The following is an 18,991-nucleotide window of genomic DNA, read 5'->3' as shown; positions in this document are numbered from 1 at the left end:
GCAACCCCACCAACACCAACCCCGGCAACCCAGCCAACGCAGGCAACGCAGGCAACGGCGGCAACGGAGGCAACGGCGGCATCTGCGCCGGCCAATGCAACAACAGCACACACGGAGGCAACGGCGGAAACGGAACCAACGCCACCCCCACCACCAACCCCGGCAACGGAGGCAACGGCGGAAACGGAGGCACCTGCACCGGCCAATGCAACAACAGCACCCACGGAGGCAACGGCGGCAACGGCGGCAACACAACCAACAACACCAACCCCTAACCCCCACAACCCAACCCACCAGCCCCACTCCCCAACCCCCACCGCCACACCAACACCCCGGCACACCGCCGCCCCGGCACGCCCCACCGGCACCCGGTAAACAACCCGCGGCCCCGGCACCCCGCCCCCAGCCCCGGCTTCCAAAGGACACCCCCATGAAGCACCCGATAGAATTTCCCTGTCCCCCACAGCCCGCACACCGCAACCACCACACCCGAATCGCACGATGGACGGCGCCTGCCCCCACCGCCCCCACATGGCGCAGGAACGAGGCCGGCATGATCCGGATCCGCCAGCAGCCCGTACCGGTCCGCCCCACCCGGGCAGGCCGCCCGTGAGTGCCGCGGGCCGCCCCGGGCTGGGTGCGCAGGACCCTTCCGACCTCACCGGGCGCCAGATCGCCGGGTACCGGGTCGAGCGCATGATCGGGCACGGCGGTATGGCCGTCGTCTACTGCGCCAAGGACCTCCGGCTGGACCGCACCGTGGCCCTCAAGCTCATCGCCCCGGAACGTGCGCGCGACGACACCTTCCGGCGCCGCTTCACCCACGAGTCGCGCGTCGCCGCGAGGATCGACCACCCCCACATCGTCCCGATCTTCGAGGCCGGCGAGACCGAGGGCATCCTCTACATCGCCATGCGCTACGTCCCCGGCCTCGACCTGCGGGGCATGCTGGACCGTGACGGGCCCCTGCCGCTCGCCACCGCGCTGCGGATCGCCGCCCAGGTCGCCTCCGCGCTCGACGCCGCCCACGACCACGACCTCGTGCACCGCGACGTGAAGCCCGGCAACATCCTTATCGCCGCCGGCACCGACAGCGACCATCCCGAGCACGTGTACCTCACCGACTTCGGGCTCACCAAGAAGTCGCTCTCGCTGTCGGGGTTCACCACCGCGGGCGAGTTCGTCGGCACCCTCGACTACATGGCGCCGGAGCAGATCACCGGGCGGCCCGTCGACGGCAGGTGCGACCTCTACAGCCTCGCCTGCGTGGTGTACGAGACCCTGGCCGGCGGTCCTCCCTTCCGGCGCGAGGAAGACATCGCCCTCCTGTGGGCGCACCAGTACGACCCGCCCCCGACCTTGACCGACACCCGGCCCGACATCCCGTCCGCGGCCAACGCCGTGCTCGAAAAGGCTCTCGCGAAGACCCCCGAGGACCGCTACAGCACCTGCCAGGAGTTCATCACCGCCCTGCGCAGGGCCACCCGCTTCGCCGGGCGTCCTGCGGCCCCCACGCCGACCCGTGCCAATCCGCAGCTCTTCCACGCCGGCCAGGGCCCGCCGCCCGAGCCGCCCGCGTGGGCGCAGCCCGTTCTGCACCCGGTGCGGCCCGTCGGCCCTTGAGCCACGGCCGCCGCGGGCGGTGCGGCGCGCGGCGTGCGACGCTTGAGGGACAACGTCCACGAGTGCCCGGAGCCGAGTTCCGGGGGTCTCGGGAGGTCCGATGGGACGGGATGTCCCGGCGCTCGTCTTCACGCGTGAGGACCGGCGCCGCTACCGCAGCAAGACGCAGTCCTGCCTGGACGCGCTGGCCCGGATGCTGCGCGAGGCCCGGTTCGACTACGAGCGGCCCCAGGTCGGTCTGGAGATCGAGCTGAACCTCGTCGACGGGTCCGGTGAGCCGGCGCTGTGCAACACCGACGTCCTGGCTGCCATCGCCGACCCGGCCTGGGCGACCGAACTGGGCCGGTTCAATCTGGAGATCAACATTCCGCCGCGGCGTCTGACCGAGGGCGGTCCCGACGCCTGGGAGCGGGAGATCCGTGATGCGCTGAACCACGCCGAGGGGCGGGCGGCCGAGGTGGGCGCGCACCTGGTCATGGTGGGCATCCTGCCGACGCTTCAGCAGCGGGACGTGGGCGGGCACGCCCTGTCGGAGAACCCGCGCTACCACCTGCTGAACGAGCAGGTCTTCGCGGCCCGGGGCGAGGACCTGCGGATCGCGATGGACGGGGTCGAGCGGCTGCGTGCGTACGCGGACACGATCACCCCGGAGGCGGCCTGCACGAGTACCCAGTTCCATCTCCAGGTTGCGCCCGAGGACTTCGCCGCCTACTGGAATGCGGCGCAGGCCATCGCGGGCGTCCAGGTGGCGCTGGCCGCCAACTCGCCCTTCCTGTTCGGCAAGGAGCTGTGGCGCGAGACCCGGATCCCGCTGTTCGAGCAGGCCACCGACACCCGGCCGGAGGAGATCAAGGTGCAGGGGGTGCGGCCCAGGGTGTGGTTCGGGGAACGGTGGATCACCAGCGTGTTCGACCTCTTCGAGGAGAACCAGCGGTACTTCCCCGCCCTGCTGCCGCTCTGCGAGGACGAGGACCCGCACGAGATGCTGGAGGCCGGGGACGTTCCGGACCTTGCGGAGTTGACGCTGCACAACGGGACCGTCTACCGCTGGAACCGTCCTGTGTACGCCGTGGCCCACGGCAAGCCGCACTTGCGCGTCGAGAACCGGGTGCTGCCGGCGGGGCCCACGGTGGCCGACACCCTGGCCAACGGCGCGTTCTACTACGGCCTGACCCGGGCGCTGGTGGACGAGGAGCGTCCGGTGTGGTCCCGGATGTCCTTCTCGGCCGCGGAGGACAATCTGCACACCGCCGCCCGGCACGGCATCGACGCCTCCCTGTACTGGCCCGGCATGGGGGAGGTCCCGGTCTCCGAGCTGGTGCTGCGCCGGCTGCTGCCGCTGGCCCACCGGGGGTTGGAGGCCGCGGGCATGGACGCCGCGTGGCGTGAGCCGCTGCTGGGCGTGATCGAGCAGCGCTGTGTGTCGGGACGCAACGGTGCGACCTGGCAGGCGGAGATGTTCCACCACCTGGACGGCAATCTGCACCGCCACGAGTCGCTCCGCCGGATGACGTGCCAGTACATGGAGTACATGCACATGAACGCGCCGGCCCACACCTGGCCCGTCGACTGACGTCCGCTGTTCCGGGGCGGTTTCCCGGGCTGGAGGGGGCGGGGAGGGAGGGGTGGTGGGGGTGGTGGGTGCACGAATGCGGGGTCTGTGGGTAGACGGGCGCCCATGGGTGACATCTCGGTGGGCGCGTGTTCGTGGACGGATCCTGCTCTGGTCTCCAGCGGGTGGTACCCCGCCGGCATGCGGGACCCGGAGGGCCGGTTGATGCACTACGCCTCCCGCTTCCCGGTGGTGGAGGTCGACTCCACCTACTACGGCCTGCCGAGCCTGCGCAACAGCCGGCTGTGGGTGCAGCGGACGCCGTCGGGGTTCCGTTTCGACGTCAAGGCGTTCTCGCTGCTCACCGGTCATCCGACCCGGGCGGCCGCCCTGCCCGCCGACCTGAGGCAGCCGGGCGGCACGTCGGTGTGGGCGCCCACTGACGACGGCTTGCGCAAGGAGGTGTGGGCGCGGTTCAGCAGCGCGCTGGAGCCTCTGCGTGAGGGTGGGCGGCTCGGGACGTTGTTGTTCCAGTTCCCGCCCTCGCTGGCTCCCGGGGCGCGGGGCGAGGCGTGGGTGGAGGAGTGCGCCGCGCTGGCGGACGGGTGGCCGGTGGCCGTGGAGTTTCGTCATCCCGGGTGGTGGAGCGAGGAGCGGCGGGTGGCGACGGCTGCGCTGCTGGGCCGTCTGGGGACGGCGGCGGTGGCCGTCGACACGGTGCAGGGTCTGCCGGCGTCGGTGCCTGCGGTCGCGGCCGTCACGGTGCCCGAGTTGGCCCTGGTGCGTTTCCACGGGCGCAGTCCGGCGTGGGGGTGCAGCGGGCCGGGCAGCAAGGAGGCGAAGTACCGCCATACGTATACGGAGGCGGAGTTGGCGTCCTGGGTACCGCGGGTGCGGGAGATGGCGGAGCGGGCCGACGCGGTGCACGTGCTGTTCAACAACTGCTGCGCCGACGCGTCCGTGCGGGCGGCGGAGACGATGCAGCAGTTGCTCGGGGAGAGTGCGGCGCCTCCGGTGCACTCTCCCCTGCTGTGGTAGTGATCTCCGCTGCGGTCAGTCCTGCGTCGGCCGGGCGGTACGCGGGGGGAAGGCGAGACCGGTGGGGGTGTTGAGGCCGGTGGAGCCCACGGTGGTCTGGGTGCCGTCGGCGAGGCGGATGCGCAGGACGCGGTCGTTGAAGGCATCGGCGACGTAGAGGTTGCCCCGGTGGTCGAGGGCGAGACCGAGCGGGCTGTTGAGCCCCGTGGTGGGGACGGTGGTCTGCGTGCCGGTGCCGGCGGCGATCTTCACCACGCGGTTGTTGCCGCTGTCGGAGACGTAGAGGTCACCGGCGGCGCTCAGGGCGAGCCCGGTGGGCTGGGAGAGTCCGGACGTGGGGACGGTGCTCTGCCCGCTGCCGTCGGCGGGCACCTTCACCACCCGGTCGTTGACGAAGTCGGAGATGTAGAGGTCGCCGTCGGGTTCCAGGGCGAGGCCCCAGGGGTGCAGCAGCCCGGTGGTGGGGACGGTGCTCTGCCCGCTGCCGTCGGCGGGCACCTTCACCACCCGGTCGTTGAAGCTGTCGGCAATGTAGAGGCTGCCGGCGGTGTCGGTGGCGAGGCCGAGGGGGCGCGAGAGGCCGTCGGTGGGGACGGTGGACTGGCCGCCGCCGTCCGGGGGCAGTTGCACGACGCGGTTGTTGCCGGTGTCGGAGACGTAGAGGCGGCCGGCCGGGTCCCAGGCCAGGCCCGTCGGTCGCAGCAGGCCGTCCAGGGGCAGGGTCACCTGGCCGTCGCCGTCGCCGTCCGTGGGCAGGGTGACCACGCGGTTGTTGCCGTAGTCGGACACGTACAGGGGCGGACCGCTGTCCGGTCGTACGTCGTGGGGCTGGGCGGCGCCCACCGGGTGGGCGGGCAGCGCGCAGAGCAGCAGCAGGCCCACGAGGGCGGCCAGCCGCCGGGGCAGCTGTCGCCGCATCCGGCCGGCCGGCGCCGGAACCTCGTGGGTCTGCGACTCGGACATGATGCGTTCCACGGTTCTCCCACCTGGTGCGGAGTGGGCGGCGGCGGGTCGTGCCGGCCCGGTCCCGCCGACCCTAGGCAGGTCCTGCGGGCGGGGCGGGAGCCACGCCCTCGAAGGCTCAGCGGGCCACTCCGATGCCCTGCCGCCGGTACGTGCGGGCCTGCCCGGGCCGGCCGGCGCGGAACCTTCTAGGGTGGCCCGGACAGTCCACGCCGCCGGGGCCGGACCCGGGCGCCCTCGTTCAGGAGTCATGCATGGCACGCTCGCTCGACGGTCTCGTCCTCGTCCCCGTGGCCGACCAGGCGCCGGGCCAGGTCGGCCGGAAGACCCGGTTTGCGTACCACGAGCAGGACGGCCGGGTGTGGGCCGAGTACGGCGGCGGGGACGTGGTCAGGGGATACCTGGTCGGCACCCGGGTGCAGGACACCGTCGACTTCCGCTACGTCCAGCTGCGTCCCGACGGTACGACCGCTTCCGGGCGCTGCGTCTCCGTGGTGGCGGAACTCCCCGACGGCCGGGTGCGCCTGGAGGAGACCTGGACGTGGGAGTCCCAGGAGGGCAGCGGCACCAGCGTGGTCGAACAGCCCCTGGAGCGCGCCGCGGAGAGCATCTGACGGCAACCGGTCAGGCTGCGGACGGCAGCGGTCCGATGTCATGTGTCGTGTGTCGTGTGTCTTGTGTCGTGTGGGTGGAGTCTGTGCCGCCCCGGCGGGCTGTCGCCCCACCGTTGTGTCCACGTGACGGATCGGGCGGCTATGCAGGCACTCCGGTGCCGGTGCGGGCTGCCCTGGGCGGGGTCAGGTGCGGCGCGCTGCCCATACGGTGCGTTCGGTGCGGACCGCGAGGTCGTTGCGGAGCAGGATGCTCTGTGGGCCGTGAGGGTCGAGGAGCCCGTCGAGGCAGGCGAGGTCCTGCGCCGTCAGGGCGTGGGCGGCGCTGTCGCGCAGGCGCCTGAGGGTGCTGAGAGCGTAGGAGCCCACTGCCTTGCTGCGGGAGCCGTCGATGTGGACGGCAAGGGTGCGCCGGGCCTCGACGGTGAGGCCGGCGGCGGTCAGCTTGGGTCCCCAGTCGGCGCCGCGGTGGGGCAGGTGCTCGGCGTGTCGGCGGGCGAGGGCTGCGTGGCAGCGCTCCTCGACGCCGGGCCGCTCCTGCGGGGCGGTGTCGGGCAGGAAGCGCGGGAGGCCGGAGAGTTCCACCACGGCGAACAGGCCGCCGGGGGCGAGCAGGTCGCGGACCGTGCGCAGGGCCCGGTCGGGGTCGGCCAGGTGGTGCATCGAGGCGGAGGCCCAGACCAGATCGGGCCGGCCGAGGTCGGGCCAGTCGGCGTCGAGGTCGGCCGAGACGGTGTGCACCCGGTCGGCTAGGCCGGACGCCCGGGCCTTGTCCCGCAGGCGCTGCAGATGGGCGTCGGAGGCGTCCACGGCGGTCACCTTCGCTGTGGGGAAGCGTTCGAGCAGGGCGAAGGTGCCGGTTCCGGTTCCGCAGCCCAGGTCCACGATGTGGCGCGGCGCGGCCGCGAGGGGCAGCCAGGCGGTGAGGGAGGCGGTGTGCTCGGCGAGCACCTCCGCGTCGAGGTCGAGGATGTCCGCCTGGACGTCGGAGTCGTGGGTGTGCCGGGGCGCGGCGTGCAGGCCGCCGTGGGTGAGTGAAGAGGCGTGGGTCATGGGAGCCACGCTAGGAGCACCGGCCCCGGGCGGCACCGTGGTTCCCGGGGTGCGCAAGACGAAGGCCTGATCTGCTGCCGCACGCGCAAGACCGCTGCCGCCGGGGCCGCCGTCTCAGACGTCGTCGGCGCCCTTGTGGCCGCGTCGGGCGTCCCGGTCGAAGATGCCGAGGATTTCGCAGGGGCCGCCCTCGGCGCCGATGGCGTGCGGCAGCATGGTGGGGAATTCCACTGCCTGGTGGGTCTCCACGCGGATGCGCCGGTTTCCCAGGAGCAGGCCCGCGGTGCCGGACAGGACGACGAGCCACTCGCGCCCCTGGTGGGCGCGCATCCGGGCGGGGCTGTCGGGCGGTGGGTCCGTCATGCGGCGGCGGACGACGCTCATGCCCGGTTCGGCCTTCATCGGCCACCGCATGAGGCCGTGGGCGGCGTCGATCACCGGCTGGATGACGACGTCGTCGGCGGCGGTTTCGACGAGCTGGTCCAGGGAGGTGTCCAGGGCCCGGGCGAGGGTGACGAGCTGGTCGAGGGCCAGACGGCGCTGCCCGTTCTCGATCCGGCTGAGGGTGGACTGGCTGAGGTGGGCACGGCCGGCGAGTTCCGCCAGGGACCAGCCCTGCGCCACGCGCAGGGCCCGGATGCGCCTGCGGACGAGGTCGTCGAGCCCGCCGTCGTCGTCTTGCGTCATGGGCAACAGTCTATGCGTCGTGGGCACGGTCGGGTGCCCTGGCGGGGCCCTCCCCCGCCCTCCCGTCCGGGCGGCCCGACACCCAGCAGGCCCCGAGGGCCCGCGGGCGGTCCGCCGAGGGTTCGGCTCTGGGACGAGGCGCGGATGGCGGGCCCTCTTCCCTCCACGGTGTACCGGCCCTGGGCGCGGTTGAGTCACCTGCGCGGGGCCGCTTCAGTTCGGTCCGGCGACCGCCGGGTCGTCAGGCCGCGGGGCAGATGCCCTGCTCGTAGTCGACGGAGGCGGTCGGGCGGGAGTACTGCCACTGCGGGCCGAGCAGCTGCGCCGTGAGCTGGCGGGAGGCGGCGGGGCTCTCGACTACGTATCCGAAGTCCTGGAGCCACGCCGGGTAGAGGTTCTTCGAGCCGAGGTAGAAGGCCTCGTCGTCGACTGCGACCACCTTGTGGTGCTGGGCGTACGGGTGGCCGTCCGCCCAAGTGGGCGCCGACGAGCTGCGGAAGGTGGCCAGTTGGAGGTGGGAGCACATCGTGTTGCGCGCCGTGCCGCGGTCGCCGGTGAGCAGGGTGAGGCGGTTGCGCAGAGTGTCGCTGATCTCGGCGAGGGACGTGATCTGGGAGTAGCCCCCGCTGCCGACTGCGCCCCGGTTGGCGGGGTCGCTGACGACGATGCGGACCTTCACCCCGGCCGCCAGCTTGGGGGCGAGGGCGTCGTAGACGCGGATGTCGTAGCGCGGCAGCGGCGGGCAGGTGGCGTTGACGTCCTGTTGGGAGATCTCGATGTGCCGGGTTGCGGTGGAGATCAGGGTGCGCAGCGCGCTCTCCTCCGGGTTGACCGTGTCGTAGTCGCGGTCGGCATTGGTGTTGTCGTGGAGGCCGACGACGCACTTGGTGTCGGGGGCGGCGGGCAGGTGGGGGCGGAAGGCCGAAGCGGGGTCGTTGCGCAGGATGCCCACGCCGAGGCCGCCGACGGCGATCACGGGTACGTCGCCCCGGGGTACCGCAGCCACGGGGGCCTTCGGCATCGACGGCGTGCAGGCGGCGTTGTGGGAGGAGGCGAACCAGACGCTGGAGATGTTGCTCTTGTTCTGGCAGGTCCAGGACCACAGCTCGTCGAGGTAGCGGCCCGCGGAGGCGGCCGCCGGCCCCTTGAGCGCGAGGTCCACGTCGGCCACGGGGTGGCCGGTCTCCAGGTAGTCGTCCTTCCAGCTGTTGATGCCGCCCGTGATGACCGACTGGCCGTCCACGAGCAGAATCTTGGAGTGGTTCCAGGAGAATGCGGTCTTCGAGGTCGTCATCGACGCGATGGTGAGGTCGACGTTCCGCGCGTCGTCACCGAGTTTGGCGACGAGTTCGTCCCGGTACTTCGACGGGACGACGCCCAGGTGGTAGATCGGCGCGGCGCCGACCAGGATCCGCACGGTGAGCTTGTTGCCCCGGGCGGCCGAGGTCTTCAGGCCGGCGACGAGCGCGTCCTGGAAGGCGCCGTTCGGGAACGGCGCCAGGGTGGAGACGTCCACGGTCTGCTGCGCGCGGGAGACGTTCTCGGTGATCTTCGAGAGCAGGCGTTCGGTGCCCGGCCGCTTCGCGCAGGCGCTGTCGCCCCAGCACCCGGGGGTCTGGAGCAGCCAGTCGGCTCCGCCGGGCGTCGAGGCGTCCAGGGTGTTGCCTGCGGTGCGTTCCCAGATGCGGCCCTCCAGGCCGGGCGAGACCGTACGGAGTTCTCGCTCGACCGCGTCGAGGTGCGGGGTCTCGGCGGCCGCGGCCGGGACGGCCGGCAGGAGGACGAGCAGGGCGGCGGCTGCGGCGGCGCGGGAGGCGAGGCGCGCGGGGCGGGTGGGGCGGGTGGGGCGGGTGGGTATGGGGCGGTGCACGGTGGGTTCCTTGCGCGAGGGGTGGCCGGCACCGAGCCCGCCGGTGCGGGGCGCGGCAGGGTGGCCGGCAAGATCAACTCGGGGGGAAGCTACCAGTCCGACACGCTGCGCCATCACTGCACATATCGGAATCAGCCAGGTGCTTCCTGTGCCCTTTGTGGCGGATTGGGAGGTCCTGCCGCACGGGCTGGGAGTGGGGTGGGGCCCCGGCGCGGATCGGCCGCCCGCAGCGCTCCGCCGGCGGGCCGGTGCGCCGGCTTCCGGTTCGGGTCAGACGGCGCCTGACCCGCTCTGCGGGACGAGCCGAGGTGGGTCAGGCCGGGTCGGTCAGGCCGGGTCCGTCAGGCGGTCCCCCGGGTCAGGGCCCGGGCCGCGGCATACTCCTCGCGGTACGCATCCTCGGCGGCGTCCAGGTAGCCGTAGGCGTCGTCGCCGACCGGGATCCGCAGGGGCGTCGGACCGTCGGCCGCGACGATGGCCAGGACCTGGGCCGCGAAGTCTTCGGGCCGGCCGGTCTCGGGGCTGTCCGCAAGGCCGCGGGCGCCTTCGAGCATCTCGCGGTTGGTCCCGTCGTAGGCCGGGACCCGGTGGCGGGTTTCGGCCATGGAGGTGCCGTACCGGGTGGCGAACATGCCCGGTTCCAGCACGGTGACGCGGATGTGGTGCGGAGCGGCCTCGATGGCCAGGGCCTGGCTCATGCCCTCCAGGGCGTGCTTGCCGGCGACGTAGGCGGCCAGGCCCGGGAAGGCCATCCGGCCGACCACGGAGGAGACATTGAGGATGTGCCCGTGCCCCTGAGCCCGCATCAAGGGCAGGACGAGGCGGGTGAGCCGCCAGGGGCCCACCACCAGGGTCTCCAACTGGTCGCGCAGCTCGGTGTCCGAGACCTCCTCGACCGCGCCGAACAGTCCGACGGCGGCGTTGTTGACGAGGATGTCGACGCCGCCCAGCCGGTCGGTGGCGAACCGGACGGCCTCCTCGCAGGAGGCGGCGTCCCGCAGTTCGAGTGGGACGGGGAGGATGCGGCCCGGCCAGGCGGCGGCCAGTTCCTCCAGGTCGGCGGTCTTGCGGGCGGTGACCACGAGGTGGTCCCCGGCCCGGGCCGCGGCGGTGGCCAGTGCGTGGCCGAGGCCGGAGGAGCATCCCGTGACCAGCCAGCGTCGTCCCATCGTTCCCCCGTGGTGAGCGAATGTCCTGGATGAGTGGTGCCTGCGGGGTCACCGCGTCTCGCGGGCGGCCGCCGGCCGGGCGCCGCCGGTGTCTGCCTCGGCGTCCGCACCGCGGTAGCAGGCCGGCTCGCTTGGGCGGGCGCGCCGAGCGGCCCGGCCGGTGGCGGCAGTTCATGGTGGTGGGGATGCGGGCCCGTGGTCATCCCTCCTGCGGGGGCGCGCGGAGGCGCGCGGGCGCACGTTCGGGCGCGCACGCACTCAGACGACGGCGACCGGCTGTCCGAGCTGGAGCTCGTCGACTTGTGCGTGGCCGTCGGCCTGTGCCCGGCCCGGGCCGTCACGGTGCACGTGGGCGCTGCGGGGATCGGCCCCCGGCCCGGCTGACGCCCTCGCCCCGCTGCTCCCGGCGGCATCTCAGTGGACGGCGGGTGTGAACTCCACGAGGAGGGACCTGGGTCCGCGGGTGAACACGCCCTGCTCGGCGGGGTCGTAGCCGGCGGCCGGCCGGATGTCCGGCATGGCGTCGAGAAGTTGGTTGGTGGCGATCTCCACCTCGGCTTTGGCCAGGAGCGCGCCGACGCAGAAGTGTCGTCCCAGCGCGAACGCCAGGTGGTCGGCGGCTGCGGAGAAGGCGGTGGTCGCCGTGAGGTCGTCGCGGAGGATGTCGAACCTGTCGGGGTCCTTGTAGCGGTCGGGGTCCCGGTTGGCGGCTCCGATCAGGCAGGTGACGGTGGCGCCGGCGGGGATGGTGCCCCCGCTCGTCCGGACCTCGGTGGCGGACTGCCGCATGATCATGTGCACCGGCGGACTGTGGCGCAGGGTCTCCGCGAAGGCCCGGTCGATGAGCCCTCGGTCGCGTCGGACGGCTTCCAGCTGACCGGGGTCGGCCAGGAGGTTCGCGAAGAGGCTCGCGACGGCTTTGTCCGTGGTCTCGGCGCCCGCGGTCAGCAGGAGGCTGCAGAACGCCTTGATGTCCTCGTCGCTCATCCGCACGCCGTCGACCTCCGCGGTGCACAGGGCGGACAGCAGGTCGTCACCGAGGTGCTCCCGGCGGTCCTTGATGATCGGCAGCATGTACGCGGCGAACTCGGCCTGGGCGCGCGCCCCGTCCGCGGCGCACTCCGGGTCGCCGGACAGGTTGCCGGTGAACGCCACGAAGGCCCGGTACCAGCCGCCGATGTGCTCGTGGCCGGACCGGTCCAGCCCGAACATGTCCGCGATGACCGAGATGGGGAAGCGGGAGGCGAAGCCGCTCACCAGGTCGACGGAGCCGGCCGTGCGGAAACCGTCGATCAGCTCGCGGGAGTTGCGCTCGATCACCGGCAGGACCTTCTCGCGGAGGTCGTTGCCGCGGAAGGCCGGGGCCACCAGGGCCCGCCGGGTGGCGTGTTCACGGCCGCTCATCTGGAGCAGTGTCTTGCCGTGCACCGGTTCGGCCTGCCAGGCGTAGTTGTCCGTGGTGAAGCGGGACTCCTTGTCCTTGAAGACCTGCGCCACGTCCTCGTAGCGCGAGAGGAGGTAGCTCTGCGTCGGCTCGTGCCACAGCAGCGGCGCACTCTCGCGCAGGGCGCGGTAGGTGGGGTACGGGTTGTCGGCGAACTCCTGAGACAGGATGTCCGGAACGTGGTGGGCGGCGGTCATGGAGTTCCCCCATCGACGTGGCGTCCGTCGCGCCGGCCTGCCGGCGCCGTGGTACCCGGCCGTACTGGTCTGCTGCCCTGCTGCCGTGCGTCTGGCTGTGGTGCGCGCGGCTGCTGTGCGTACTCGTGCGGTGCGTGCCGCTGCTGTGCGCCCTGCTGCTGCGCGTGCCGCAGCAGGGCATACGGCTGCTGTGCCTGCTGTCCTGCCGCTGCGCTGTTCCGCTGCTCCGTCCGTTCGGCCCGCGCGTCGGGATCACCCCGACTCGCCTTCGCCGCAACGGGTTTGGTCTCCGGCCGCCTGCCCGTCCGGCGGCATCCGCTGTCCAGGAAACACCACGCCGTGCCCGCCCGCCAGGGCTTCGGCGCGAGGCGGCTGCTGCTGCCCGGCCGCTCCACCCCTGTGGCGCCTGGTCCGAAGCGAGGTCGATGGGGTGCCGTCCCCGAGGGTGCAGGGCCGCCCTGGTGCGGGCGCGAGGGGTGCCCGGTATCGTCCCAAGTGTGCGATCTGCCCGATCCGCGGTCGCGCCGGCGGCCACTGCGGCCCTGCTGGCGGTGGCCGTCTGCGCGCCGATCAGCCTGGCTGCGGCACCCGGTGCCGGCGCAGGCCCGGTAGGGGGCAGCACGGCGGCCCCCGCCCGGTTCGTGCCCGGCCCGTGCCCCAGGACGCCTGAACCGGTCGCCGCGCTGGAGCACGCGCGGTGCGGCTTCCTGGAGGTCCCTGAGAACCGCGCGCGGCCGGGGAGCCGCACCGTCCGGCTGGCCGTCGCCGTCGTTCCCGCCGCTTCGGGCACACCGGCACCGGACCCGGTGGTGTTCATGGCCGGAGGCCCTGGAGGGGACGCCTTCGACGACATCCCGCTCCTCGTCGAGAGCGGGCTGAACCGGGACCGCGCGCTGATCGTCATGGCGCAGCGCGGGAACCTGCATGCGCAGCCGAACCTCGCCTGCCCGGAGATCGACCGGGCCGCCGCGCCGGCCGTCGGGCTCCGCTACGACGAGCCGGCGGCGCAGCGCGTCCTACTGGACGCGGTGCAGGAGTGCCGGGACCGGCTGGCCTCCGAGGGTACGGACCTCGGCGCCTACAACACCGCCGAGAACGCTGCGGACTTCGCCGACCTGCGCACAGCCCTCGGCTTCCGCGAGTGGAACGTGTACGCGTACTCCTACGGCACCGACCTGGCCCTGACCTATCTGCGCGACCACCCCGAGGGCATCCGGTCGGTGGCCCTCGACTCGGTCACGCCCCCGCAGACCGTGAGCCTGCCGTGGACCTGGAGCAGCGCCCGGGAGGGCATCGACTCCGTCCTCGGGGCGTGCGCGGCGGAACCCCGCTGCAAGGTCCGGTACGGCGATGTCGCCCGTACGCTCACTCAGCAGGTCCGCCGGCTGGAGGCGCAGCCCCTGACCGTGGAGGCTGCTCCGCCGCGGGGCGGGAAGCCCGTCACCGTGGTCTTGGACGGCGGGGCGCTGGTGAATCTGCTGGTCGGCAACGCCGTACGGGCCGCCGATGTCCCGGCGGCCCTCGACGAACTCGCCCGTGGCCGTCCGGAGCGGTTCGCGCAGGCGCGGGCGGCCGGGGCGTACCCGGTCGAGGGCCAGACCGCGCACGGGCTGACCGAGTCGGTGGCGTGCAGCGAATGGGTGCCGGGGTACTCGGAGGCCGACGTGCTGAACGCCGGGCGCCGGGCCTTTCCGGGCTGGCCCGACTCGGTCCTGGCCCAGGCGCCCCAACTGCCGTTCCAGCACGAGGTGTGCCGGATCTGGGATGTTCCCGACCGGACCGGTTCCCAGCGGGCGGTTCCCGTGAGCGCGGTTCCGGTGCTCGTCCTGTCCGGGACGTTCGATGCGAAGACCGGGGCGAGTTGGGGAGCGCGCACGGCGTGGGACCTGTCCGGGGCGACCGTCGTGCGGATCCCCGGGATCGGGCACTTCGTCGTTCCCCAGTCGCCGTGCGCACAGATCGCGCTGGCCTCGTTCTTCGCCCGTCCCACCGCGCCCGACACCCGCTGTGCGGCCGGCGTCCAGCCGAAACCGTTCACGATCACCCCGAAGTGACCGGGAGGCCCGATGGCATCCACCGATGCGCCCCGCCGCCGTCCGTCCGTCCGGCGCCGCCGTGCCGCTGTGGCGGGGTTGGCGGCCGGCCTGCTCGTCACCGGTCCGGTGGCGGCTCCCGCCCACGGCATCGGCCGCGACCCGGGGGTCGCCCCCGGCAGCGGGGCGGCGGTCGGCACGGTTCCGGGGGCGGCCGGTGACTCCCGCTACACCCCCGGCCCCTGTCCGAAGACCCCGGACCCCGTCCCCGCCCTGGACAAGGCCCGCTGCGGAACGCTCACCGTCCCCGAGGACCGTGCCAGGCCGGACGGCCGCACCCTCAGCCTCGGTGTCGCGATCGTGCCTGCGGCCACGGGCGCGCCGGCGCCCGACCCGGTCGTCTGGCTGGCCGGTGGACCCGGCGACGACGCCGTCGGGGAGGCGCCGCTGGCGATCGACGGCGGCCTGAACCGCAACCGGGACGTCATCTTCATGTCGCAGCGGGGAACGTACTCTGCGGACCCGGTGCTGACCTGTCCCGTCGTCGACGAGTTCACTGCCCGGGCGGTGGGCCTCGCCTACGACGCGCCGTCCACCGGACGCCTGCACGTCGATGCGACGCGGACCTGCCGTGCGCAGCTGGCCGGGCGCGGGGCGGATCTGGCCGCCTACGACAGCACGGAGAGCGCCGCCGACTACGCGGACCTGCGGGTGGCCCTGGGCCTCGCCGAATGGAACGTGTTCGGCATCTCCTACGGCACCGACCTGGCCCTCGTGTACCTGCTGGAGCATCCGGAGGGGATCCGGTCCGTCGGGATCGACGGGATCCTGCCGCCGTCGACGGCCGGGCCCGCCCTGACGTGGCGAAGTGCACGGCAGGGCTTCGACGGCTTGTTCCGGGCCTGCGCGGAGCAGCCGGCATGCGCCCGCCGCTATCCGAACCTGCCGGCCGTCTTCGACGGGCTCGTCCGCCGGCTGGAGGCCCGGCCGGTCACCACCACCGTCACCGTGCCGGGGCACGCGGATCCGGTGAAGGTCGTCCTGGACGGCGGGGCGCTGGTGAACTGGCTGACGTCGGCCACCCACCTCGCGGCCGGTGTGCCCCGCTCCCTCGACGAGCTGGCCCACGGAAAGCCCCAGCGGATCGCCGAACAGTGGGCGGGCGGCAAGGTCAGCCCCCAGGCGATCGGCAGGATCGCGCACGGGCTCGCCTACGGTGTCTTCTGCCGCGAGTGGGTGCCCTTCGAAGCCCGGGCGGAGGGGGTGCGCGCGGGGCAGCAGGCGTTCCCGTCGTTCCCGCGGTCGGTCCTGGCCCAGGCTCCGCAGCTCCCGTTCCTGTACGAGGACTGCGGAGTGTGGAACGTTCCGCCCGCCCCGCGATCCATCCGGGATGTCACGCGCAGCGATGTTCCGACGCTGGCGATGTCGGCCGGGTTCGACGCGCAGACCGGGGCGCTCAGCGGCCCGTACGTTGCGCGTACGCTGAGCCGGGCGACCGTCGTCACGATCCCCTACGTCGCCCATGTGGCCTTCGCGGCGTCCCCGTGCGCGCAGGAGATCGTCCTCTCCTTCCTGGACGCCCCGACCGCCCCGAAGACCGACTGCATCAAGGGTCTGCGACCGCCCGCGTTCGAGATCGGGCCGAAGACCTGACGGCAGGCCGGCCGGTCAGGGCCGTGCGCTGTGGCCGAGCGAGAGGTAGTAGTCGCCGACGGCCGACAGGTAGGCGTGTTCGGCCGTCTCGCTGTCCGTGGTGAAGCGGGGAGCGGCCTTGACCTCGTCCTGGGTCACCGAGACCTTCACGGTGCGGGCCTCCGTGTCGATGGCGGTCACGACACCGGCCGGGATCAGCACGCTCCGGCCGAACACCCACACCCCGGTGTCCACCACCAGGTGCTGCATGCCCGCCTGGTCCTGCTGCCGGTCGACGTGCCCGATACGGCCGTCGGTCGCTTCCACCGCGTACCCGGCGAGGGACTCCTGCGGGGTGAATCCGCTGCCCTGCTCGTACATCCAGATGGCGCTCACAGTCACATCTCCTCAGCCTCGGCAGGCACAGCCGGTCGGTTCGCCGGCCCGCGTCATCTGCCACCGCATGCCCCGTCCCCGGCGGCGCATTCGATCGTCGGACGGGCGGGGACCCGGCGGTGGCGGCGCCTGCGGGGCCACCCGGGTGGGGAGTTCCCTGCCCCGGGGAACGGAGGACCCGGAGCAGGGAGGGTGCACCCAGCAGGTCAACGAGCGGACGCAGAATCGGTTCCTCATTCTGCGCCTCCCTTCGGTGCCGCGCCGGTCCGGTGGTGCGGAATCAGCCCGGACGGCCGGGGCTTGTGTGCGGCGCCTCGGCCAGGACCGCGTCCAGCATGAGGCGGACGGTCGAGGCCAGCGACGCCGGGGTGGGGGTGGGGCGGGCGGCGGAGAGGGCGCCGGCGAGGTGGTCGTAGAGGAGGCCGTCGGTCCAGGCGACCAGGAGGTGGGCGGACTGCTCGGGGCAGGCGGCGCCGAGTGCTGCGAGGACGGCGCTCGCGCGGGCCCGGGCGCCGAGCCCGGCCTCTTGGAGGCCCGCGCGCAGGTCCGGGTTGCGGGCCGCTTCCAGGGAGAGTTCGAAGCGGGCCAGCTGGCGCTCGCGGCCCGTGGTCAGCCAGCGGTGCAGGACGGTCGCGAGGGCGGCGGCCGCCTGCTCCCGGCCGGGCGGGCCCGGGGCCGGGTCCCGGGGGGCGTCCAGGTCCACGTCCGCCAGGTCGAGCTCGGCCAGTCTCCGGTAGCAGGCCTGGATCAGGGAGGTGCGGGTGCGGAAGTAGTACGACGTGCTGCCGGCGGGCAGGCCGGCGGCGGTGTCGACCGCCCGGTGGGTCAGTCCGCGCAGGCCTGCGGAGGCGACGGTGGCGATGGCGGTGTCCGCGATCAGCGTGCGGCGGTCGGGCGTGGACATGCGGCCACTCTACAGCTGTAGAGTGGCGCCAGGAGATCCTCTACAGATGTAGAGGTTCGGAGTGAGGAGCGCACATGTCCCGACGTCGGGCGGTCGTGGTGGGAGCCGGCATCGGCGGGCTCACGGCGGCCGTGGCCCTCCACCGCCGCGGCTGGGAGGTCGTGGTGTACGAACGGTCCCGGCAGCCCTCCCCCGGCGCCGGGATCGTTCTCGCGCCCAATGCGCTGCGCGCCCTGGACTCGATCGGTGTCGGCGTCGAGCGGGCCACCGGCGGTGCCGTGCCCGCCGCGATGGGCATTCGGCGGCCCGACGGCGGGTGGCTGGGCCGGGCGGAATCCGCGGAGCTGACCGCCCGCTACGGCTGCCCGCCGCTGGCCGTGCACCGCGCGGCCCTGGTGCGTGGGCTGGCCGCGGAGTTGCCCCCGGGGGTCCTGCGGTACGGGGTGGCCGTCCACGGTGTCGAGGACGCCAAGGACGCTCCTCTCGTCCGCGCCGACGACGGTGAGCTCCGGGCCGACGCGGTGGTCGCCGCCGACGGGATCAACAGCGCCTTGCGCCGCAGGTACTTCCCCGGCCATCCCGGGCTCCGCTACAGCGGCGAGAGCGCCTGGCGCACGGTCGTGTCCGCGGAGGGACTGCCGGCTCTCACCGCCTCGGAAACCTGGGGGCGCGGGCAGCGCTTCGGGGTCGTGCCGCTGGCCGACGGGCGGGTGTACGCCTACGCCACCGCCCACGTGCCGCAGGGCACCCGGCCCGCCGACGCGCGGGCCGAACTGGCGCGGCGGTTCGCCGGCTGGCACGCCCCCGTCCCGGCCCTGCTGGAGCGGCTGGATCCCGCCTCCCTGCTCCAGCACGACCTCTTCGACCTGGCCGCCCCGCTCCCCCGGCTCCACCACGGGCGGCTCGCCTGGATCGGCGACGCCGCTCATGCCATGACGCCGAATCTGGGGCAGGGCGGCTGCCAGGCCGTGGAGGACGCGGTCGTGCTCGCCCATCTGCTGGGCAGGAGCGGCCCGGACGGGGTGCCGGACGCCCTGGCCGCATACTGCGCCGCCCGGCGGGAGCGGACCGACGCCATCCGCGTACGGGCCCGCCGGGCCGGACGGCTGGCCGGGCTGCGTCACCCGCTCGCGGCCGGCGCCCGCAACCTCGCCCTGCGGACCGTGCCCGCCCGGTTCACCCTGCGCGCCCTGGACGATTTGTACGAGGGGTTCTCGCTCCCTGCGTAGAGGGACCCGGCTGCCGAACGCGTGGGCCCCCGGCCGGGTCCCGGAATGCTCCACGGGCTTCGCGGCGGACGCGGCGCGCCCGGCGCCCCGGATACGCCGCAGCTGCTCCGGAGTGTGTGCTCCGGAGCGGCTGGGCGTACAGGCTGCGCGGGTCAGGCGACGGTGATGTTCTCCGCCTGCGGGCCCTTCTGGCCCTGCGTGATGTCGAAGGTCACGGCCTGGCCTTCCTGGAGCTCGCGGTAGCCGGTGGAGTTGATGTTGGAGTAGTGCGCGAAGACGTCGGGGCCGCCGCCGTCCTGCTGGATGAAGCCGAAGCCCTTTTCGGAGTTGAACCACTTCACGGTTCCGCTGGCCATGTGCTCGTACCTCTCAGTCGATGTCGGGTCCGCACCGCGCGGCCCGGAGGTGATCGCCCTGGTCCGGCACTGCACAGCAAAACGCCCACGCCAGGGCGCGGGCAGGAACTGCGAACCACGACAGCTGCCGCAGACGCTACACGCCGGAACCCCCGGTCACCAGAGAGCAACGATCACCAGTCGTACGAGGTTGTCGCGGCGCGGCTCCACCGGCCGCGTCCGTGGTGCGGGCGG

The 18,991-nt window shown here is 73.2% G+C and carries 16 protein-coding genes and 1 pseudogene; 8 read left to right on the top strand and 9 right to left on the bottom strand.

What is annotated here, in order from left to right; genetic code table 11:
• The 4 genes and pseudogenes from ACLJTM_RS10905 to ACLJTM_RS10890 all read left to right on the top strand — a co-directional run.
• Nucleotides 1-275: pseudogene (locus ACLJTM_RS10905) on the top strand (hypothetical protein); the annotation flags it as partial.
• 256 nt (nucleotides 276-531) lie between these two features.
• The gene (locus tag ACLJTM_RS10900; protein WP_411103254.1) at nucleotides 532-1,623 is read left to right on the top strand and encodes a serine/threonine-protein kinase; all 1,092 of its coding nucleotides are present in this window, start codon (nucleotides 532-534) and stop codon (nucleotides 1,621-1,623) included.
• Nucleotides 1,624-1,723: 100 nt separating this feature from the next.
• A complete protein-coding gene (locus ACLJTM_RS10895) occupies nucleotides 1,724-3,196 on the top strand; it encodes a glutamate--cysteine ligase (RefSeq protein ID WP_411103253.1) in 1,473 nt (490 codons plus the stop codon).
• A gap of 105 nt (nucleotides 3,197-3,301) precedes the next feature.
• Nucleotides 3,302-4,213: a DUF72 domain-containing protein gene (locus tag ACLJTM_RS10890; RefSeq protein ID WP_411103252.1), complete on the top strand. Its 912-nt coding sequence runs from the start codon at nucleotides 3,302-3,304 to the stop codon at nucleotides 4,211-4,213.
• A 15-nt stretch (nucleotides 4,214-4,228) separates the two neighbouring features.
• Here ACLJTM_RS10890 and ACLJTM_RS10885 read toward each other — a convergent pair whose 3' ends face one another.
• Nucleotides 4,229-5,176 carry a hypothetical protein gene (locus tag ACLJTM_RS10885; protein ID WP_411103251.1) on the bottom strand — a complete coding sequence of 316 codons (948 nt, stop codon included), beginning with the start codon at nucleotides 5,174-5,176 and terminating at the stop codon, nucleotides 4,229-4,231.
• 254 nt (nucleotides 5,177-5,430) lie between these two features.
• Between ACLJTM_RS10885 and ACLJTM_RS10880 the strand changes: the two genes are divergently transcribed.
• Nucleotides 5,431-5,790, top strand: a complete 360-nt coding sequence (locus ACLJTM_RS10880) for a hypothetical protein (protein ID WP_411103250.1) — start codon at nucleotides 5,431-5,433, stop codon at nucleotides 5,788-5,790.
• A 183-nt stretch (nucleotides 5,791-5,973) separates the two neighbouring features.
• On the opposite strand, the gene ACLJTM_RS10875 is transcribed toward ACLJTM_RS10880, so the two are convergent.
• The 5 genes from ACLJTM_RS10875 to ACLJTM_RS10855 form a co-directional block, all read right to left on the bottom strand.
• Entirely contained in the window at nucleotides 5,974-6,840 is an 867-nt protein-coding gene (locus tag ACLJTM_RS10875; RefSeq protein WP_411103249.1) for a class I SAM-dependent methyltransferase, read from the bottom strand.
• A 114-nt stretch (nucleotides 6,841-6,954) separates the two neighbouring features.
• On the bottom strand, nucleotides 6,955-7,527 hold the full coding sequence (locus tag ACLJTM_RS10870; protein ID WP_411103248.1) for a helix-turn-helix domain-containing protein: 573 nt from the start codon (nucleotides 7,525-7,527) through the stop codon (nucleotides 6,955-6,957).
• A 241-nt stretch (nucleotides 7,528-7,768) separates the two neighbouring features.
• A complete protein-coding gene (locus ACLJTM_RS10865; protein ID WP_411103247.1) occupies nucleotides 7,769-9,397 on the bottom strand; it encodes a phospholipase in 1,629 nt (542 codons plus the stop codon).
• Nucleotides 9,398-9,738: 341 nt separating this feature from the next.
• On the bottom strand, nucleotides 9,739-10,566 hold the full coding sequence (locus tag ACLJTM_RS10860) for an SDR family oxidoreductase (RefSeq protein ID WP_411103246.1): 828 nt from the start codon (nucleotides 10,564-10,566) through the stop codon (nucleotides 9,739-9,741).
• Between the two features lie 414 nt (nucleotides 10,567-10,980).
• Nucleotides 10,981-12,207 (bottom strand): cytochrome P450, encoded by a 1,227-nt coding sequence (locus ACLJTM_RS10855; protein WP_411103245.1) that lies wholly within the window; start codon nucleotides 12,205-12,207, stop codon nucleotides 10,981-10,983.
• A gap of 497 nt (nucleotides 12,208-12,704) precedes the next feature.
• Here ACLJTM_RS10855 and ACLJTM_RS10850 point away from each other — a divergent pair, with 497 nt between their 5' ends.
• Both ACLJTM_RS10850 and ACLJTM_RS10845 read left to right on the top strand, forming a co-directional pair.
• Nucleotides 12,705-14,261 carry an alpha/beta fold hydrolase gene (locus tag ACLJTM_RS10850; RefSeq protein ID WP_411103244.1) on the top strand — a complete coding sequence of 519 codons (1,557 nt, stop codon included), beginning with the start codon at nucleotides 12,705-12,707 and terminating at the stop codon, nucleotides 14,259-14,261.
• Between the two features lie 12 nt (nucleotides 14,262-14,273).
• The gene (locus ACLJTM_RS10845) at nucleotides 14,274-15,893 is read left to right on the top strand and encodes an alpha/beta fold hydrolase (protein WP_411103243.1); all 1,620 of its coding nucleotides are present in this window, start codon (nucleotides 14,274-14,276) and stop codon (nucleotides 15,891-15,893) included.
• 15 nt (nucleotides 15,894-15,908) lie between these two features.
• Here ACLJTM_RS10845 and ACLJTM_RS10840 read toward each other — a convergent pair whose 3' ends face one another.
• Nucleotides 15,909-16,253: a PRC-barrel domain containing protein gene (locus ACLJTM_RS10840; protein ID WP_411103305.1), complete on the bottom strand. Its 345-nt coding sequence runs from the start codon at nucleotides 16,251-16,253 to the stop codon at nucleotides 15,909-15,911.
• A 295-nt stretch (nucleotides 16,254-16,548) separates the two neighbouring features.
• Nucleotides 16,549-17,172, bottom strand: coding sequence for a TetR/AcrR family transcriptional regulator (locus ACLJTM_RS10835; RefSeq protein WP_411103242.1), 624 nt, complete (start codon nucleotides 17,170-17,172; stop codon nucleotides 16,549-16,551).
• A gap of 74 nt (nucleotides 17,173-17,246) precedes the next feature.
• Here ACLJTM_RS10835 and ACLJTM_RS10830 point away from each other — a divergent pair, with 74 nt between their 5' ends.
• Nucleotides 17,247-18,401 (top strand): FAD-dependent oxidoreductase, encoded by a 1,155-nt coding sequence (locus tag ACLJTM_RS10830; protein ID WP_411103241.1) that lies wholly within the window; start codon nucleotides 17,247-17,249, stop codon nucleotides 18,399-18,401.
• 152 nt (nucleotides 18,402-18,553) lie between these two features.
• On the opposite strand, the gene ACLJTM_RS10825 is transcribed toward ACLJTM_RS10830, so the two are convergent.
• On the bottom strand, nucleotides 18,554-18,757 hold the full coding sequence (locus tag ACLJTM_RS10825; protein ID WP_411103240.1) for a cold-shock protein: 204 nt from the start codon (nucleotides 18,755-18,757) through the stop codon (nucleotides 18,554-18,556).
• Nucleotides 18,758-18,991 lie beyond the last annotated feature (234 nt).

It is taken from the genome of Streptomyces sp. cmx-4-9, assembly GCF_046548835.1.
Lineage (GTDB): Bacteria > Actinomycetota > Actinomycetes > Streptomycetales > Streptomycetaceae > Streptomyces.
The sequence above is the reverse complement of the archived record's forward strand: the minus strand, read 5'-3'. Positions and strand labels throughout refer to the sequence as shown.

What these genes read in the sequence shown, in the direction of transcription:
- ACLJTM_RS10885 (WP_411103251.1), bottom strand. Translation starts at nt 5,176, where the DNA reads ATGTCCGAGTCGCAGACCCACGAGGTTCCGGCGCCGGCCGGCCGGATG.
- ACLJTM_RS10875 (WP_411103249.1), bottom strand. Translation starts at nt 6,840, where the DNA reads ATGACCCACGCCTCTTCACTCACCCACGGCGGCCTGCACGCCGCGCCC.
- ACLJTM_RS10890 (WP_411103252.1), top strand. Translation starts at nt 3,302, where the DNA reads ATGGGTGACATCTCGGTGGGCGCGTGTTCGTGGACGGATCCTGCTCTG.
- ACLJTM_RS10840 (WP_411103305.1), bottom strand. Translation starts at nt 16,253, where the DNA reads ATGTACGAGCAGGGCAGCGGATTCACCCCGCAGGAGTCCCTCGCCGGG.
- ACLJTM_RS10855 (WP_411103245.1), bottom strand. Translation starts at nt 12,207, where the DNA reads ATGACCGCCGCCCACCACGTTCCGGACATCCTGTCTCAGGAGTTCGCC.
- ACLJTM_RS10870 (WP_411103248.1), bottom strand. Translation starts at nt 7,527, where the DNA reads ATGACGCAAGACGACGACGGCGGGCTCGACGACCTCGTCCGCAGGCGC.
- ACLJTM_RS10880 (WP_411103250.1), top strand. Translation starts at nt 5,431, where the DNA reads ATGGCACGCTCGCTCGACGGTCTCGTCCTCGTCCCCGTGGCCGACCAG.
- ACLJTM_RS10835 (WP_411103242.1), bottom strand. Translation starts at nt 17,172, where the DNA reads ATGTCCACGCCCGACCGCCGCACGCTGATCGCGGACACCGCCATCGCC.
- ACLJTM_RS10830 (WP_411103241.1), top strand. Translation starts at nt 17,247, where the DNA reads ATGTCCCGACGTCGGGCGGTCGTGGTGGGAGCCGGCATCGGCGGGCTC.
- ACLJTM_RS10900 (WP_411103254.1), top strand. Translation starts at nt 532, where the DNA reads ATGGCGCAGGAACGAGGCCGGCATGATCCGGATCCGCCAGCAGCCCGT.
- ACLJTM_RS10845 (WP_411103243.1), top strand. Translation starts at nt 14,274, where the DNA reads ATGGCATCCACCGATGCGCCCCGCCGCCGTCCGTCCGTCCGGCGCCGC.
- ACLJTM_RS10860 (WP_411103246.1), bottom strand. Translation starts at nt 10,566, where the DNA reads ATGGGACGACGCTGGCTGGTCACGGGATGCTCCTCCGGCCTCGGCCAC.
- ACLJTM_RS10895 (WP_411103253.1), top strand. Translation starts at nt 1,724, where the DNA reads ATGGGACGGGATGTCCCGGCGCTCGTCTTCACGCGTGAGGACCGGCGC.
- ACLJTM_RS10825 (WP_411103240.1), bottom strand. Translation starts at nt 18,757, where the DNA reads ATGGCCAGCGGAACCGTGAAGTGGTTCAACTCCGAAAAGGGCTTCGGC.